Below are 13886 nucleotides of genomic sequence, written 5' to 3'. Positions count from 1 at the left end.
CAGATCGAGATGCCGTGGAGGTTTTAAAATCCACAGCAAGCACTCTCTTGCGGGGATGGAGCCAGTTTGAGGTAAGCCGGACGTCACGCGCCAGGACGGCGCGTGCCGAGGCCCGCAGGGATGCGTCTTTTGCCGATCCGGCGTGCTCAAACTGGCCCCGGACCTGACACCGGACTCTCCGCCCCATCTTGTGCTGTTCACCCACCGAAAACGGTTATGTGAAGTGATAAACCACCTGCACAATAACGGTTCTCTCACCCTTCAATGTGTCGACATAAATGGCTTCCTCAGAGTCGGTGCTACGCCAACACACTGCGTCAACATCACACTTAACTTGCCTGTATCCCAAAGACGCCAGATAGTTTTCAACCTCACGAGTGGTATCTGTATCGTAAAATTTCATGGCATACACATGCGTTGCAGGCCCGGTGATGTTGGCGTAATCAAACGAATAACGGGGAGAGATGCGCGGCATGTTTTTGAGTATGTCAGGCGTATAAAAATCGTATTCCCGTTTATCCAGCTCGGTATAGTGAGCGCTCCCGGCGAAGTCCATTTTAATCCAGGGCCAGGCCCAGGTGAGCGCAATGGCAACCACGATAATGATTCCGCTAAATACCTTAAATGACTTACGCATAGGGTAATGTTCCACCTTTAGCTTTATCTATATAGGAACCGTCAGCGCTGGCGATACCAACGATCCCGGAATGGAAATCACTCCACGGGCTGACTGTTGTCATAAATTTAGGTAAAACACCTTTTCGAGGCCTTGCATTGGGAAATTTTTCAGGGTCAGGGAATAACAATGGAAAAAAAGAATCATTTTTCCAGGAACCTATATTTCCGTAATAATCCCATCTTTTTAACGCCTCATCCTTGTTGACAGGACGTAGCAATTCAAAAGGATTCTGCTTGGTAACAACACGGTAAAAACCTAGTAAATCAGATACCAGATCTTCACCGCTAAAACCACTATCTGTAATGCAATTGATGGGAAATGATGCTTGTAGCCCTTCAAAATTTCGGGCCAGCGACATCATCATTGCCAACGCAATGCTTCTTTGATCGAAATACGAACGGCCACGTTTAATACGCCATGTAATAAATTTACCCATTTTTATGGTCCTGGTCGAATCAACCATAGACTGTGAATAGGTCACATCGTAGCGCTCCTTGCCGGAGGACTCTCCTGAAGCAATACTTCGCAATAGCTCTCTTATATCCGTCCCCTGAGCATGACCGAGATCAATCCATCCGAGGACTTCAGTATAAATAAGTCCGTACTTTAGATTACTTTGGCGACCATCAACTATATCACTCCGTTTACTCATCCTTAAATCTCCTTTCCTTTTAACATGTCTACAAAAACCAACTACCTGATCTTATATGATTCCATATTTCTGGTTAAGTGCATTCTCTGACAAGCTATATACTGTCTTGTAGGAATTAATGGCGAACATAAAATATGAAAGACTAAATTTAACCCAAATCCACCCTAAGAGTAATACGCTTATCGATAACCAGTTCCTCGTTATTTGACGATTTATCGCCTGATCACTGACCATCTGTGACACGGGGCGATCGAAAAAGATGATCGCCCCCTACATCAGATTGAGATGCCGTGGAGGTTTTAAAATCCACAGCAAGCACTCTCTTGCGGGGAGGGGGCCAGTTTGAGGTAAGCCGGACGTCACGCGCCAGGACGGCGCGTGCCGAGGCCCGCAGGGATGCGTCTTTTGCCGATCCGGCGTGCTCAAACTGGCCCCGGACCTGACACCGGACTCTCCGCCACCAGCACGGGGCGATCGGAAAGACGATCGCCCCCCTTCATCAGATCGATATGCCGTGGAGGTTTTAAAATCCACAACGGGCACGCTCTTGCGGGGATGGACCAGTCTGGAAAAAGGGTTGCCTTGACAGGCGAAGAGGTTCACAGCGTTCTGATTAGCCGGGCAGGATTGCCGGCATAAATACCCTTGATGGTCACCGGTTTCACCACCACACTGCCCGCGCCAATCACCGCACCGCTGCATATCGTTTCCGTCAGAATGGTCGCGCCGCTGCCCACGGTAACATGGTCGCCCAGCGTGATGCGCAGCCAGTTTTGCGCATCCGCATCCGGTTTACCGCTGTGAAACAGATCGTTGGCAAAGGTGACGTTATGCCCGATAAAGCAGTGATCGCCCAGCGTAACGTTCTCGCAGATAAACGTGTGCGACTGAATACGGCTGCCGCGCCCAATCACGCATCCTTTCTGGATCTCGACAAACGGGCCGACAAACACATCATCCTGTAACACGCATTCATAGATGTTTGCCGGGGTCATCACCCGAACATTTTGCCCGCTGACCACATTACGAATGTCACTGTCGATAATCTTCATTGCACCCTCTACTTATACAGCGCCAGATTCCCCGTCAGTTGCGTGATCTTCTTCTTTGGCCCGATTAAGCCAATCGCGACCAGCTCAATCTGTGGGCTGCTGACTGTGGAAATACGTTCCCCATACTCTTCATACGTCCGGCACGACTGTGCCAGCGCGCTGAACGGCATGGCGTAGATATCCTCATCCTGACTGGCGATAGACAGTAACTGTTGCACATAACTGCCCTCTGCCAGCAGCACCGGCAACGGGGCATAGATCACCCCCGGATAGTTCACCGCATCGCCACTTTGCAGATCCGGCCCCACCAGATTGTCGACCGTGCGGCCAAAGCTGATGCCAATGACGCTGGCGGCATTCATGGCCAGCCCGGGGCTGAGTTGATTGTCGATAATAATCGTACAACGGTGCTGTGTGGCGTCAAATTTCATCGGTATTCCCTGGTGTCAGTCACATTAGTCTGGCAAATATTATTGCGCAGCATGGCCGGAAAAGGTTGTCTCAATCTGTTGTAAAAAAGCTTAAAAAGGGCAAGATTAACCTACTGAAATCTCAATTTAAGAAGAATCGGACCAGATGACCTTAAGTACTATCGACATGAAAATTCTGGCGCTGCTGCAAAACGATGCGCGCGTGACCAATCAGACATTGGCCGACCAGATCGGTATGTCAGCATCGCCATGCTGGCGTAAAGTGCGCAAGCTGGAAGAGGATGAGGTGATTCAAGGCTATCGTGCCGTGCTGAATCGCAAGAAAATTGGCCTGGGGGTGATGGTCTTTGTCCGCGTATCGATCGACAGCCACAGCGAGGCTGAAGCACGCAAATTTGAGCAGGAAGTGACTGCACTGGACGATGTGGTGGCCTGTTACAGCATCGGCGGCGATGCGGACTTTCTGTTACAGGTGGTGGCGCAGGATCTCGATGCCTACGCCGACTTTGCTATGAAGGTGATCCGCCGCCTGCCAGGCATCAAAGAGATGCAGAGTATGTTTGTGCTGAAAGAGATCAAGCCGCTGGTGAGTTATCCGATTAAAGCCGGGTAAATACCCCGGCAGAATTGCGATTAACAGTTAATTGCGTATAATTCGATTATTATTTGCGCGCAAGAATTAAGGTGCATAACGATGAACGAAACAATCGATCACGCCACGTTCAATAAGTTGGCAGAAGCCGGTGCAATCAACTCCGTCCAGGTGGTGGCTCAGCCCGGAGGCTGGATATTGTTGATCCGCCATGGACGTATAGAGAGCCAACTGGCTACGCAACGCAGCCGCCAGACGCGTCTGTTTAAACGACTGGAGTCATTGGTTATCTATTTGAAAGACCTGGGCATCGAACGCTTTGATATTGACTCTTCAGGCTTTGACCCACAAATAGGACCAACGGGCACACGGCCCGATCGTTCTGCGGCGCTTAAACGCGCCCATGAAGCCGCAGCGTATGAGCAGTGGTTTAGTGAACAGGTTTTGATTTCACAGAATGATGACAGCCCTTCCCTTGATCATCAGCAAGCCCGGGAAATTTTTGCCGCGAGGAAGCGCGCTCTGCTTAAGGAATAATCATGGAACTGGTATGGAAGCCACTTGCCATGAAGGACAGGGAAACCATCATGGATTATATTGCCAAAGACAACCCGCTGGCCGCAGTTGAACTGGATAATCGCTTTGAAATTATCGCAGAATCAGCATGTCGTCACCCGGACATGTACAAAATGGGGCGAGTGCCCGGCACTCATGAGGCGGTGGTACATCCCCATTACGTCATGATTTATCAGGTCGATAGTTGTAGCCTGCAGATACTGCGTATCCTGCACACTGCCCGTCAATGGCCATAACCGCCACCATTCTCGCCTACACGACCATCACTGTCTTCCCTTTGCCGATCAGCTGATCCAGCACCTCTGACGGGGCGGCATCGTCGGTAATGATCGTGTCGATTTTTTCCAGCGGCAGAACCTGGTTAAAGCCTTTGCGGCCAAATTTACTGGCATCGGTCACCACCACCACTTTATGTGCCGCCGCCGCCATCACGCTGCTGATGGCAAACCCTTCGTTAAAGGTGGTGATGCCGTTATCCGGGTCCAGACCGTCGGCCCCGACAAACATCAGGTTGGCTGAGACATCGCGCAGGGCATATTCCGCAATGGAACCGTGCAGCGAGATGGTTTTATGCCGCAGCGTGCCGCCGCACACCACCAGCGTAATATCTTTGTTTTCCGCCAGGATAAAAGCCGCGGGCAGATTGTTGGTGATCACCGTGATATTGCTGAAAGCCACCAGCTCCTCGGCGATCAGTTTGGTGGTGCTGCCACTGTCGAGGATCAGCGTATCGCCTTCCTGCACCAACCCTGCGGCCGCAATGGCAATGCGTTTTTTTGGCCAGGAGGCCAGCTGATAGCGATCCGTCAGGCTCACTTCCGCATGATACTGCACGGCTTCAGGCTCCTGAAGCGTGTTGCTGACTCTGGCGGCACCGCCGTGAAAACGCGTCAGTAACCCCCGCTCTTCCAGCAGCCGTAAATCTGCACGGATGGTCACTTCGGTCACGCCTAACTTCCCCGAAATATCGTTAACCAACAGGCTTCCCTGAGCATTGACCAGCTCAACAATCTTCCTCCGGCGTTCAAACGTATTCATAACGGCTCCTGAAATGATGACAGGCGAAAGCTTAAACGGAAGCATTAGAAAGTAAAAGACAATAAAGGCAAAGAAAGATAACGAAAGAATACGAAAAGATTATGACTCCGATCACAAAAGAACAGGAAGCAAATTGCGCCCAATTCGAAAACAAACGATTGTTTGCGTAGTCAACCGGAGGGTATATGAAAAAGATCATTGAACAACACCAGCAAGATCCACAGATCGGCATCTGCTCCGTCTGTTCTGCACACCCGTTAGTGATCGAAGCGGCGCTGAGGCTGGATCTGCACAGCGATCGTGCGGTATTAATCGAGGCCACATCCAATCAGGTCAATCAGTTTGGTGGCTACACTGGCATGACGCCGGAGAGCTTTCGTGATTACGTGCTGACAATTGCCGACCAGGTGGGGTTTCCGTCACAACGTCTGATCCTCGGCGGCGATCATCTTGGGCCGAACTGCTGGCAGCATGAGCCCGCAGAGCAGGCGATGGCCAAATCCCGGGATCTGATCGCTGCCTATGTGCAGGCGGGTTTCAGCAAGATCCATCTTGATGCGTCCATGCCCTGCGCAGACGATCCCAACCCGTTACCACCGGAAACGGTGGCGCAGCGTGCCGCTGAGCTGTGTTGTATTGCCGAGATTACCGCAACACCTCAGCAGAAAGCCGCACTGACCTACGTGATCGGCACGGAAGTTCCGGTGCCGGGTGGCGAAGCCAGCGCCATTAATACAGTGCATATCACCCACGTAGCGGATGCAGCGGCGACGATTGAGCTGCATCATCAGGCGTTCCGCACTGCAGGGCTGGAAGACGCCATCGGGCGGATCATCGCCATCGTGGTGCAACCTGGGGTTGAGTTCGATCACAGCAGCGTGGTGCACTATCAGCCCGCACTGGCAAAAGGGTTGCGCGACTTCATTGCCACCACGCCGCTGGTGTATGAAGCCCACTCAACGGACTACCAGACCCGCAGCGCCTATCGTGCACTGGTGCAGGATCACTTCGCCATTTTGAAAGTCGGCCCGGCACTGACCTTTGCCCTGCGCGAGGCCGTATTCGCTCTGGCCGCGATTGAGCAGGTGTTGATCGCCCCGGAACAGCAGAGCCAGATCCTTGCCGTGATTGACCAGGTCATGCTTAACGAACCCGGCTACTGGAAGAAGTACTACCGCCCGGTATTCAGCGACTCGCTGGTGGATATTCATTTCAGTCTGTCTGACCGCATCCGTTATTACTGGCCACATCCGCGCATTCATCGCGCCTTCAGCCAGTTGATGGATAACCTGGCAACGACAGCGATCCCGTTAGGTTTGCTCAGCCAGTATCTGCCACAGCAGTTTTCCCGCGTGCTGTGCGGCGAACTCACCCCGACACCGACCCGTTTAATCATCGATAAAATTCAGGACGTCCTGCGCGACTATGCCTTTGGCTGCGAACGTCAACCACAGACACTGAAAGGGGTCAGCCATGCATGATTATCGGTTGTTCATCACGTCAGGCGTGCATTTCGACAACGCACAGCAGGTGCTGACGCATATAGGAGAACGGATGCTGGCCGAAGGTGTAGTGCTGCCGGGTTACCCGGCGGCACTGCTGGCGCGGGAACACCGTTACCCGACGGGTATTGCGCTGGAAAATCACGCCGTTGCCATCCCGCACTGTGAAGCTATCCATGCGATTGAACCGGCCATTTATCTGATCCGCCCAACTATCCCGATCGAATTTGACCAGGCCGATGACGACGGAAAAGTGGCCGCCACGCTGATTATCGCGCTGGTGGTTACCCATCCACAACAGCAAATGACGTTACTGCGGGCACTGTTTAGCCAGCTGCAACAGCCAGAATTTATTGAAACGCTACTTAACGTCCCGGAAGCAGAGATTGCCACCTGTTTTAACCGGCAACTGCTGGCGACGGCGGCCTGACCCTTGTCTTACCTGACCCTACAACAGGAGTGACCTATGAAAAGAAAAATTATCGTTGCCTGCGGCGGTGCCGTCGCGACCTCCACTCTGGCAGCAGAAGAGATCAAAGAGCTGTGTGAAGAGCACGGCATCACCCTAGACCTGGTGCAGTGCCGCGTCACCGAGATCGAAACCTATATGGACGATGCCGACCTGATCTGCACGACCGCTCGCGTGGATCGCACGTTCGGTGATATCCCGGTGGTCCATGGGATGCCTTTCGTTTCCGGCGTAGGAATTGATGCGCTCCGGCAAAAAATCCTGACGCTGTTGCAGGGGTAATTCTATGTTTACTGAAATTATGCGTTACATCCTCGATCTCGGCCCGACGGTGATGCTGCCGCTGGTGATCATTCTCTTCTCGGTCGCGCTGGGTATGAAGCTGGGGGATGCGTTTAAATCCGGGCTGCATATCGGCATTGGCTTTGTCGGTATCGGGCTGGTGATTGGCCTGATGCTGGACTCCATTGGCCCGGCCGCAAAAGCCATGGCCGAGCATTTCCAGATCGGCCTGGAGGTGGTGGACGTGGGCTGGCCGGGATCGTCCCCCATGACCTGGGCATCACAGATTGCGTTAGTGGCGATCCCAATCGCCATCGGGGTGAATATCCTGATGCTGATCACCCGCATGACGCGCGTGGTGAACGTGGATATCTGGAATATCTGGCATATGACCTTCACCGGTGCACTCGTGCATCTGGCGACGGGATCCTACTGGCTCGGCATTCTGGGTGTGGTGGTGCATGCCGCGTTCGTCTACAAACTGGGCGACTGGTTTGCCCGCGATACGCGTGACTTCTTTGGTCTGGATGGGATTGCCATTCCACACGGCACCTCTGCTTATATGGGGCCTTTCGCCGTGCTGGTGGATGCCGTGATCGAAAAGATCCCCGGCCTGCGCAAGATCCACTTCAGTGCCGACGATGTTCAGAAGCGCTTTGGCGCCTTTGGCGAACCGGTCACGGTGGGCTTTATCATGGGGCTGATTATTGGCGTGCTGGCCTCCTATGATGTGAAAGATATCCTGCAACTGGCGGTGAAAACCGCAGCGGTAATGCTGCTGATGCCGCGCGTGATCAAACCGATCATGGACGGCCTGACACCGATCGCCCGACATGCACGCAAGCGGCTCCAGGCTAAATTTGGCGGCCAGGAGTTCCTGATTGGTCTCGATCCTGCCCTGCTGCTCGGTCATACCGCCGTAGTATCTGCCAGCCTGATCTTTATCCCACTGACAATTCTGGTCGCGGTTCTGCTGCCGGGTAACAAAGTGCTGCCGTTTGGTGACCTCGCAACCATTGGTTTCTTTGTTGCGATGGCGGTTGCGGTACACCAGGGCAATCTGTTCCGCACACTGATCTCCGGCGTGATCATCATGAGCATCACGCTCTGGATTGCCACGCAAACCATCGGCCTGCATACCCAGTTGGCGGCCAATGCCGGTGCGCTGAAAACCCCCGGCGGCATGGTAGCGTCCATGGACCAGGGCGGCTCACCGATCACTTATCTGTTCATCCAGCTACTGACCTGGCAAAACGTCACGGCCCTGATGGCGATTGGCTCGGTCTATGCCATCGGCGTGTTCCTGACCTGGCGGCGTGCACGTCAGGCGATACCCGCACCTGAGGCGTCTGATCTCACCGAACCGTCGAAATAACTCGCGGGGGTCAACCCCGCGTTACCGGAGTAATCAACATGAAATCTGTCGTTATACACGCCGGAGGCAGCGTTACGGTTGAAGAAAGACCGTTGCCTCATCTCGAACAGCCCGATCAGGTGCTGGTACAGGTTGAATGTGCCGGGCTGTGCGGCTCCGATATTCCGCGCATCTTCCACGAGGGGGCGCACTTTTACCCAATTATCCTCGGCCATGAGTTCAGCGGCCGGGTTGCCGCCTGCGGCAGCGATATTACCGATTTACATCCTGGCGATCGGGTCGCCTGCGTGCCATTGCAGCCCTGTTTTGCCTGTGAAGAGTGCCAGCGTCAACTGTGGTCGCAGTGTCGGCACTATCAGTTTATCGGCTCACGCAGCGATGGCGGCAACCGGGAGTTTATCGTCCTGCCGCGCCGTAATCTGTTCCTTCTTCCTCCGGGAACTACCGCGCTGGCGGGGGCCTTTTTTGAACCGCTGACCGTCAGCCTGCACGCCATGCAGCTGGCGGGGGGCTGTGAGGATAAAGAGGTGTTGGTTATCGGTGCCGGCACCATTGGTCAGCTGGCGTTGCAGGCGGCAAAAGCGCTGGGCGCTCGCAGCGTTAGCGCGATTGATATCAATCCGCAACGTCTGGCACTGGCGCAGCAGCTGGGAGCCGATCGGGTGTTTAACAGCGCTGAGCTGACCGCTGCTGATATGCAGTCCCTGCTGCATGATCAGCGCTTTGATCAGTTGATCCTCGAAACCGCAGGCACCCCGCAAACAGTAGAACTGGCCATTACCCTGGCCGGCCCCCAGGCACAGCTGGCGTTGATCGGCACGCTACATCGCGATCTCAACCTCAGCAGCAGCACCTTTGGGCTGATCCTGCGCAAAGAGCTGCACATTCTCGGTAGCTGGATGAACTACTCCGGGCGCTGGCCAGGCGTGGAGTGGCAGCAGGCCGTGGCGCTGTTCAACGCCGGGTGCATTCAGCTCACCCCGCTGATGGCCGAACTGGGCGATGCCGACACTTACGCCAGCGCCATCAGTGCCCTTCATGGTCAGCCGATGAACGGCAAGATCATGCTGAATTTTCAGAATAATTAAGCAACAGGAGGCGTTATGTACTTAGTGTCTAACCGTGAAATGTTGAAGAAAGCCCAGCGCGAGGGCTATGCCGTTCCGGCGTTTAATATCCACAACCTGGAAACCGTCCAGGTCATTGCGGAAACTGCCGCCGAACTGCGTTCCCCGGTAATTATGGCCGGGACGCCGGGCACCTATCAGTACGCCGGGCTGAACTATCTGGTTTCCATCTGTCAGGACGCTGCACGCCAGTACGACCTGCCGATAGCGCTGCACCTTGACCATCACGAAACCTTCGATGATATCCGCCATAAAGTGCAGGGGGGTATCCGCTCGGTAATGATTGACGCCTCACATTTTGCCTTCGCACAGAATATTGAGCGGGTACAACAGGTCGTGGCGTTGTGTCAGCGTTACGATGCCAGTGTGGAAGCCGAGCTGGGCCGCCTTGGCGGTCAGGAAGATGACATGGTCGTCAATGAAGAGGACAGTTTCTTTACCGATCCGGCAAAAGCGAAAGAGTATGTGACGCGCACTGGTATTGATTCTCTGGCGGTAGCCATTGGCTCGGCACATGGGATGTATCAGGGCGAACCTCAGCTGGATTTTGCCCGGCTGGCGGCAATCCGTGAACAGGTAGATATTCCGCTGGTGCTGCACGGCGCTTCCGGTATTCCGGAGGCGATGCTGCGCGAAGCCATAGCGCTGGGGATATGCAAGGTGAACGTTGCCACCGAGCTGAAAATCGCTTTCTCCAGCGCGGTGAAGTCCTGGTTTGGTGAACATCCCGCCGCCAGTGACCCACGAGAATATATGGCACCGGGCAAGGCCGCGATGAAGCAGGTGGTGGCAGAGAAAATCCGCATTTGTGGCAGCACCGGGCGGCTGTAAAACGCCACAGAATGACGGGCGGGTCTCTGTACTTATTAATGAGCATAGGATCCTGTTTGCAGCACGGCCTGGACCCTGCACAATGGCTGCCTGATCAACCTCTGGAGTTTGACTGAATGGCGTTAAAAAAAATATTGATGACAGGTGCCAGTGGACGTATAGGGCGAACCTTCTTCAGCGCGATGAAAGATCATTACAGATTTGTCCTGACTGACCGGGTGGCAGCAGATTATGACGTCTCCTCACCACACCGTTTTATATCGCTGGACCTGTCAAAGGCGGGTGCGGCAGCGGAACTGCTGGCCGAAGAGCCGGTTGATGTGGTCATTCATCTGGCGGGAATACCTGACGCCGATGCGTCTTTCACCGATCTGCTGCCCGCGAATATTTTGACCACGACCTATCTGATGGAAGCCGTGGCAGAAACCCCCTGCCAGCGCTTCATTTTTGCCAGCAGTGCACAGACCATTGAAGGATATCCTGTCGATGTACAGATCCATCCCGGAATGGAGGTGTCTCCTGCCAATTTATACGGCGTCACGAAATGTTACGGTGAAGCGCTGTGCTCATTTTATGCCACGCAGCGCGGCCTGAGCTGCGTCGCACTCAGAATCGGTGCGTTTGAACAAAGGCACGCCGACAACCTTCATAACGCACGTGATTACAGTGCATGGCTCAGTCCGGAAGATGCTGTCAGGCTGCTGACGGGGGCGGTTGAAGCAGAGAATATAACGTTCTTCATCGGTTACGGCATTTCGGATAATCGTTTCAAGCGTTTTGATCTGACCCGTACCCGGGAAGTGCTGGGCTATCACCCTTCAGATAATGCATTCAGAGAATTTACACCTGAGAAACTCGCGTTCTGATGAATACGCTCCCGGGGTGTTCATGCTGATGACCCTCCCGGGCGCCTCTCTCCCCGACAGACGACCCTTTCATTATTGATGTGTATTGCGCCCGAGATAACCCCCCTCTCCTGAGATGAATTTCAGATAAACGGATATTTTATAACGTCTTTGACTTTGCCAATAATACGTAATGAGGTAATGTTTGCGCTTAACAGGGCCAGTATTTCCTGAGGCAACGACTCGACTATCCTGGAATATCAATGAAAATCGAATACAGCACGGTAGCTGAACTGCGCCGCGAGTTTATGCGTAGCGTTGTTGCACCCGTTGTAGCTGTGGTGCTTTTTGCCCTGATAGGGTGTGGGTTTACTGCATATTGGGTCACCGTGCAAAGCAATGCCAAAGCACAAGAAAAACAACAACAGGTTATTGAAAACATTTTCGCCCAGCACCTGGTCGACTTTACTCTTCAGCACAAAAACCTATTAAATGGACCGGATCTAATTTCACAGCTGGCGAAGCCCACAGAATTTGGCAGCTGGCTGTTTCATCTTGTTGGCGATAATGAAATGTATCTTCTGGATGCAGAGCAGCGTCCAGTGGTCAGCTGGCTGGAGGGCAAGCTGACCCCCGTTTCCAGCTACGATGCGCTCAGCCCGTCACTATCGCACTGGCTGCTTCCCACGGCATCGCCGGCTCTTATCCATGATTTTATCCGCCTGCGTGGCCGGGTTGCGGAGGTGGTGATCGGCACTCTGCCGGATAATTCCGGGCGACGACTGGTGTTTATCCGCTATCTGCATTACAGCTTTATCGATTTCCTTGAGCATCGCGGTGTGGTCAGCCATTTTCGCTTTACCCCCAGCGTGCCAGACCAGCCCAATAGCGCTGGTTTTCTTCTGACCTCAGCAAGCGGTATTCCCGTCAGCAGTGTCTCCTGGATACCCATGCGCCCCGGCAGCCAGATGCTGATGGTGACAGGCCCGCTGATTGCGGTGGCCATTTTGAGTATCACACTGATGTGCATCATTATGACGCGCCGCCTGTGGCATTCATCCCTCAAGCTCTCCAGCTCAATGCGCCGCCTCGCCGCCAGCGAAGCGCACGCCCAGCATCTGGCCCGCCATGATGTGCTCACCGGCTTGCCCAACCGCGCCTGGATAGAAGAACAGCTCAATGAGCGATTGCATCAGTTACCTCTGAAGCGCGGGAAGCTGGCGCTGCTGCTGCTCGACCTCGATCGCTTTAAAATGATCAACGACACCTATGGCCACCATACGGGTGATGATCTGATCGTCGAGATCGGTCAACGGCTGTCGTCGCTGTTACCAGTACAGGATGCTGTCGGACGTCTGGGTGGTGATGAGTTCGTGGTGATGATCGGTGATGTAGAAGACGATCAGCAGGTTGCCGAACTGTGCCAAAAAATTATTACCCGGCTGGCCGAACCGATGACGCTGCGCGGTCATACGCTATGGGTAGGCGTCAGTATTGGGGTGGCACTGTCACCACGGCATGGGCTGGAGCGGCTGGAACTGATGCGCAAAGCCGATATTTCCCTCTACGCTGCCAAAGCGGAAGGACGCGGGCGCTACTGCCTGTTTGTTCCAGCCATGGATGAAGCCCTGCAAAAACGTCAGCGGCTGGCGCAGCAACTCCATCTGGCGCTGGAAAATGAGACGGGATTAATGCAGTGGTATCAGCCGATTATGGATGTCAGTGGCCAAAAAATCATTGCCGTCGAAGCGCTATTGCGCTGGCAGCATTCGCAGCTTGGCAACATCTCGCCGGCGGAGTTTGTGCCGATTGCCGAAGAGACCGGTCTGATTATTGCTCTGGGCGAGTGGGTGCTGGAGCAGGCCTGTAAACTGGCGATCACCTGCCCAAAACTGATCGTTGCCGTCAATGTTTCACCCCTGCAATTCCTTGCCCCTGGGTTTATTGACAATCTGATGGCGATTATGGCGCGGCATGGGATCAATCCGCAGCAAATCGAACTGGAAATTACCGAAGGCGTGCTGCTGGAAAATGAACAGCATGCGCTGAAAACCATTAAGACCCTACGCGCCGCCGGATTCTGTATTGCACTCGACGATTTCGGCACCGGTTATTCCAGCCTGAGCTATCTGGTCCAGTTCCCGGTTGATACCATTAAAATCGACCGCGCCTTCACTCAGTCGCTAGGGGTACGCGAAAACTCAGCCACCATCGTTGAATCGGTGATCAAGCTGGGGCACAGTCTGGGTATTACCGTTACCGCCGAAGGGGTGGAAACCGAAGAGCAGCGATTGATGCTGGCCTCGGCAGGTTGCGATCGTTTACAGGGATTCCTTCTCAGTAAGCCACAGCCGGCGGAACAACTGCATGCGCTGCTGCGCGAGAGGCATGGCTGAGCGCCGTCAGGCTTATTTTGGTCGCCCCGGGCGCATATC

Annotated in this window: 16 protein-coding genes; 11 read left to right on the top strand and 5 right to left on the bottom strand. The window is 54.1% G+C overall.

Going from position 1 to position 13886, the window contains the following annotated elements; translation table 11 throughout:
• Positions 1-214 precede the first annotated feature (214 nt).
• The 4 genes from LJN55_RS03795 to LJN55_RS03780 form a co-directional block, all read right to left on the bottom strand.
• Entirely contained in the window at positions 215-637 is a 423-nt protein-coding gene (locus LJN55_RS03795) for a hypothetical protein (protein WP_227535715.1), read from the bottom strand.
• A complete protein-coding gene (locus LJN55_RS03790) occupies positions 630-1331 on the bottom strand; it encodes a hypothetical protein (protein ID WP_227535714.1) in 702 nt (233 codons plus the stop codon). Before LJN55_RS03790 ends, LJN55_RS03795 begins: the two co-directional genes overlap by 8 nt.
• Before the next feature lie 599 nt (positions 1332-1930).
• Complete coding sequence (locus LJN55_RS03785) at positions 1931-2383, bottom strand: acyltransferase (protein WP_133843645.1); 453 nt, start codon at positions 2381-2383, stop codon at positions 1931-1933.
• Between the two features lie 8 nt (positions 2384-2391).
• The gene (locus LJN55_RS03780) at positions 2392-2814 is read right to left on the bottom strand and encodes a DUF2000 domain-containing protein (protein WP_200641174.1); all 423 of its coding nucleotides are present in this window, start codon (positions 2812-2814) and stop codon (positions 2392-2394) included.
• A 145-nt stretch (positions 2815-2959) separates the two neighbouring features.
• Between LJN55_RS03780 and LJN55_RS03775 the strand changes: the two genes are divergently transcribed.
• From LJN55_RS03775 to LJN55_RS03765, 3 genes are all read left to right on the top strand, one after another.
• A complete protein-coding gene (locus LJN55_RS03775) occupies positions 2960-3427 on the top strand; it encodes an Lrp/AsnC family transcriptional regulator (RefSeq protein ID WP_227535713.1) in 468 nt (155 codons plus the stop codon).
• Between the two features lie 81 nt (positions 3428-3508).
• A complete protein-coding gene (locus tag LJN55_RS03770) occupies positions 3509-3943 on the top strand; it encodes a hypothetical protein (protein WP_227535712.1) in 435 nt (144 codons plus the stop codon).
• Between the two features lie 2 nt (positions 3944-3945).
• Positions 3946-4218 (top strand): type II toxin-antitoxin system RelE/ParE family toxin, encoded by a 273-nt coding sequence (locus tag LJN55_RS03765; RefSeq protein WP_227535711.1) that lies wholly within the window; start codon positions 3946-3948, stop codon positions 4216-4218.
• A gap of 16 nt (positions 4219-4234) precedes the next feature.
• Here the strand turns inward: LJN55_RS03765 and LJN55_RS03760 are convergent, their stop codons facing one another.
• Positions 4235-5020, bottom strand: coding sequence for a DeoR/GlpR family DNA-binding transcription regulator (locus LJN55_RS03760; protein ID WP_227535710.1), 786 nt, complete (start codon positions 5018-5020; stop codon positions 4235-4237).
• Positions 5021-5205: 185 nt separating this feature from the next.
• Here LJN55_RS03760 and gatZ point away from each other — a divergent pair, with 185 nt between their 5' ends.
• From gatZ to LJN55_RS03720, 8 genes are all read left to right on the top strand, one after another.
• Positions 5206-6501: a tagatose-bisphosphate aldolase subunit GatZ gene (gatZ, locus tag LJN55_RS03755; protein WP_227535709.1), complete on the top strand. Its 1296-nt coding sequence runs from the start codon at positions 5206-5208 to the stop codon at positions 6499-6501.
• Complete coding sequence (gene gatA / locus LJN55_RS03750; RefSeq protein ID WP_133843659.1) at positions 6494-6952, top strand: PTS galactitol transporter subunit IIA; 459 nt, start codon at positions 6494-6496, stop codon at positions 6950-6952. Before gatZ ends, gatA begins: the two co-directional genes overlap by 8 nt.
• Positions 6953-6988: 36 nt before the next feature.
• A complete protein-coding gene (gene gatB / locus LJN55_RS03745; protein WP_227535708.1) occupies positions 6989-7273 on the top strand; it encodes a PTS galactitol transporter subunit IIB in 285 nt (94 codons plus the stop codon).
• Positions 7274-7277: 4 nt separating this feature from the next.
• Positions 7278-8648, top strand: a complete 1371-nt coding sequence (locus LJN55_RS03740; RefSeq protein ID WP_133843663.1) for a PTS galactitol transporter subunit IIC — start codon at positions 7278-7280, stop codon at positions 8646-8648.
• Positions 8649-8686: 38 nt separating this feature from the next.
• Positions 8687-9736, top strand: a complete 1050-nt coding sequence (locus LJN55_RS03735) for an alcohol dehydrogenase catalytic domain-containing protein (protein WP_167863872.1) — start codon at positions 8687-8689, stop codon at positions 9734-9736.
• Between the two features lie 15 nt (positions 9737-9751).
• Positions 9752-10606, top strand: a complete 855-nt coding sequence (locus tag LJN55_RS03730) for a tagatose bisphosphate family class II aldolase (protein ID WP_133843667.1) — start codon at positions 9752-9754, stop codon at positions 10604-10606.
• 116 nt (positions 10607-10722) lie between these two features.
• Complete coding sequence (locus tag LJN55_RS03725; RefSeq protein WP_167863874.1) at positions 10723-11472, top strand: NAD-dependent epimerase/dehydratase family protein; 750 nt, start codon at positions 10723-10725, stop codon at positions 11470-11472.
• 242 nt (positions 11473-11714) lie between these two features.
• Positions 11715-13847: a putative bifunctional diguanylate cyclase/phosphodiesterase gene (locus tag LJN55_RS03720; protein WP_133843671.1), complete on the top strand. Its 2133-nt coding sequence runs from the start codon at positions 11715-11717 to the stop codon at positions 13845-13847.
• The last annotated feature ends 39 nt before the right edge of the window (positions 13848-13886 follow it).

The organism is Erwinia rhapontici, assembly GCF_020683125.1.
GTDB classification, from domain to species: Bacteria; Pseudomonadota; Gammaproteobacteria; order Enterobacterales; family Enterobacteriaceae; genus Erwinia; species Erwinia rhapontici.
The sequence above is the reverse complement of the archived record's forward strand: the minus strand, read 5'-3'. Positions and strand labels throughout refer to the sequence as shown.